Genomic DNA, 3,300 nt, shown 5'->3' with positions numbered 1-3,300 from the left:
CGCCCCCGCCGTCGACGCCCCCCTCCCCTTCGGCGCGTTCGTCGCCGCGGCCGCCGGCTCCGGGCGGCTGGTCGTCCAGCCCCGCATGGGCTTCGCCGACCCGCGCACCATGCGGGCCGGGCTGGAGCGGACCAGGGCCGCCACCGCGACGACCGCCGGCACCCTCACCATCGACAGCTACACCCGCGTCGGGGACCTCGCCGGGGCCCGTGCCGCCCTCGCCGAGGGGGCCGGGCTCAACGGCTACCCGATCGCCGCCCACCCGCTCGCCGTCACCCGCGCCCTGCTCGACGGCGTCCACGACGCCGCCTTCCCCGTACAGGTCCGGCACGGCTCCGCCCGGCCGCAGGCCATCATCCGGGCGCTGGTCGCCGCCGGTCTGGACGCGACCGAGGGCGGGCCCGTCTCCTACTGCCTGCCCTACGGCCGCACCCCGCTGCGCCAGTCCGTCGCCGCCTGGGCGCAGGGGTGCGAGCTCCTCGCCGCGAGCGCCCGCCCCGGCTCCGTGCCGCATCTGGAGAGCTTCGGCGGCTGTCTGCTCGGCCAGCTCTGCCCGCCCGCCCTGCTCGTCGCGACGAGCGTGCTGGAGTGTCTGTTCTTCGCCCAGCACGGCCTGCGCAGCGTCTCGCTGAGCTACGCCCAGCAGACCGATCCGGGCCAGGACGAGGAGGCGGTACGGACGCTGCGCCGCCTGGCCGGCGAGTTCCTGCCGCCGGGCGTGGACCACCACGTCGTCCTCTACACCTACATGGGCGTCTACCCGCGCACCGAACGCGGCGCGACCCGGCTGCTGGAGGCGTCGGCGCGCCTGGCGGTCCGGGCCGGGGCGGACCGGCTCCTGGTGAAGACGACCGCCGAGTCCCGCCGCATCCCGACCGTCGGCGAGAACGTCCGCGCCCTGGAGACCGCCGCCGCGGCCGCCGCGCTCGCCGCTCCGCCGGAACCGGGCGGCCCGGACGACTCCGAGGTCTACGCCCAGGCCCGGACCCTGGTGGAGGCGGTCCTCGGGCTCCACCCCGACCTGGCCCGCGCGCTGCCCGCCGCCTTCGCCCGTGGGCTGCTGGACGTGCCGTTCTGCCTGCACCCCGACAACGCCGGCCGCTCCCGCAGCGTCATCGGCGCGGACGGGCGGCTGCGCTGGTCGGACACGGGCGCGATGCCGATTCGCCCGGACGCCCCGGTCGGAGCCGCGCCGCTCACCGCGAACGGCCTGCTCACCGCGCTGCACCACATGGCCGACCGCTACGACCGGCCACCGCCCGACCCCGTCACCGCCTACCGGCCACCCGTCCCCGTCCTCCCTCTCCCTCTCCACCGCCACGAACAGGAGCCCGTCATGGACCACGCCCCGCAGCCCGCAGGCCCCGCGCTGCCGCCCCCGCTCGGTGAGCACCTGCGCTCCCCGCGGCTGCGCGCCGCCATGCTCGTCCAGCAGGAGGCGCTGCGGGCGGCCCGCGACTACCTGCGGGAGTCCGGTTTCACCGAGCTGCTGCCGCCGCTGGTGGGGCCCGTCACCGATCCGGGCGGCCGGGGCGCCAAGGCCCTGGACGTCGACTACTACGGGCGCCCGTACAAGCTGATGACCAGCGCCATCCTCTACAAGCAGGCGTCCCTGCACGGCTTCCCGAAGCTGTTCTACATCGCGCCCAACGTCCGCGTGGAGCCGGAGGAGACCGCCACCACCGGGCGCCATCTGGTCGAGTTCCACCAGATCGACGTCGAGATCGCCGGCGCGAGTCGCGAGGACGCCCAGGAGGTCGCCGCCGGGCTGCTCACCCGCGTCGCCGAGCACGTGTGGAGCGCCGTGCCCGAGGTGCTCGCCGGACTCGGGCGCCAGGAGGCCGACTTCGCGGACGTGCGGGGCGGCAAGTACGACGTGTGCACCCATCAGGAGGCCGTCGCCCGGCTGCTGGCGGCCGGGCATCCGCAGAGCCCGGACAGCGAGATCGACTGGACCGGTGAACGCCTCCTCTCGCTGGAGAGCGACCGGCCGTTCTTCATCAACGACTACCCCAAGGGCTCGCGCGGCTTCTACGACCGCGAGGACCCCGAACGCCCCGGCGTGCTGCGCAACTTCGACCTGATCGCCCCGCACGGCTACGGCGAGCTGGTCTCCGGCAGCGAACGCGAGTCCGACTACGCGACCATCGTCACCCGGATGCGGGAGAGCGGTGAGAACCCGGCCAAGTACGCCTGGTACCTCAAGGAGGCCCGCGAGGGCATCCCGGCCAGCGCCGGCTTCGGCATGGGCCTCCAGCGGCTCGTCCGCTTCCTGACCGGCCTCGACGCCCTGTGGCAGGTCAGCGCCTACCCGAAGCTCCCCGGTGTGGTGGCCCCGTGAGCGCCCTCGGCGCGGCCGGCTTCCCCGAGCGCGAGATCCGCGCCCGCGCCCGCCGCGGCACCGCCGAGGTGTTCCCCGACCCGGGCGCCTACGGGGCCGAACTGTTCGGCCCCGGCGGTACGGACGGGGGTGACGCGCTCGACCGGGCCAGGATCGTGCCGCCCGTCTTCATGCCGGAGCGGCTGGAGAAGCTCATCGACCTGGCCCGCGAACCGGAGTTCGGCGACGTGGACCTGACGGCCCGGGTCGGCGGGTTCACCGCCTCGCTCCCGCTGTACGTGTCGGCCTTCGGCTCGACCCGCGCGGGCAGCGGCGACCTCGCCGTCCAGGCGTCCCGGCAGGCGGGCCGGCTCGGCATCCCCATGGTCATCGGGGAGAACATGGTCCCCGTCCACGGCTACCGGCGCGGCGGCGACGCCGCCCGCTCCGCCCTCCTGGCCCGTATCGACGCCTATCTCGAAGCGGTCCCCGAGGGGACCGGCGGCATCGTCGTCCAGCAGTCCACCGAGGACGCCGACTCGGAGGTCTGGAACCTCCTCTACAGCGACCCCGCAACCCGGTCGCTCCTCGCGTCGGGGCGTCTGGCCTTCGAGCTGAAGACCGGTCAGGGCGCCAAACCCGGCCTCGGCGGCATGACCGTCGTCTCCGGCGAGGAGGCGGCGCGGCTGGCGGGCCGGTTCACGGTCACCGACGTGTTCGGCGCGGACGACGAGCGGCGGCTGCGCTGCGCCACGCCCGGCACGTTCACGGACGAGATCCTGCGCCAGCAACTGCGGTTCATGCGGAACAACTTCCCCCGGGCCCGTACCTGGGTGAAGTTCCATCCGGGCCGCGACATCGGGGAGGCCGCGCGCACCGCGTGGGCCGCCGGGGCGGACGCCGTCACCGTGGACGGCGCCGAGGGCGGCACCGGCTGGGCGCCCCGCGTCTTCCTCGACCAGGTCGGGCTGCCGCTCGCC

General features: G+C 75.2%; 2 protein-coding genes. Both read left to right on the top strand.

What is annotated here, in order from left to right:
- The coding region (locus tag MHW47_RS33695; protein ID WP_239227649.1) for an amino acid--tRNA ligase-related protein at positions 1–2,341 on the top strand (2,341 nt) is incomplete at its 5' end.
- Positions 2,338–3,300, top strand: a 963-nt coding sequence (locus MHW47_RS33690) for a glutamate synthase-related protein (RefSeq protein WP_239227648.1), incomplete at its 3' end; no start/stop codon positions are given. The genes MHW47_RS33695 and MHW47_RS33690, both read left to right, overlap by 4 nt.

The sequence above is a fragment of the Streptomyces sp. OfavH-34-F genome (assembly GCF_022347745.1).
Taxonomy (GTDB): domain Bacteria; phylum Actinomycetota; class Actinomycetes; order Streptomycetales; family Streptomycetaceae; genus Streptomyces.
Note: the sequence above shows the minus strand (reverse complement) of the source record. Positions and strands in the feature narration are given on the sequence as shown.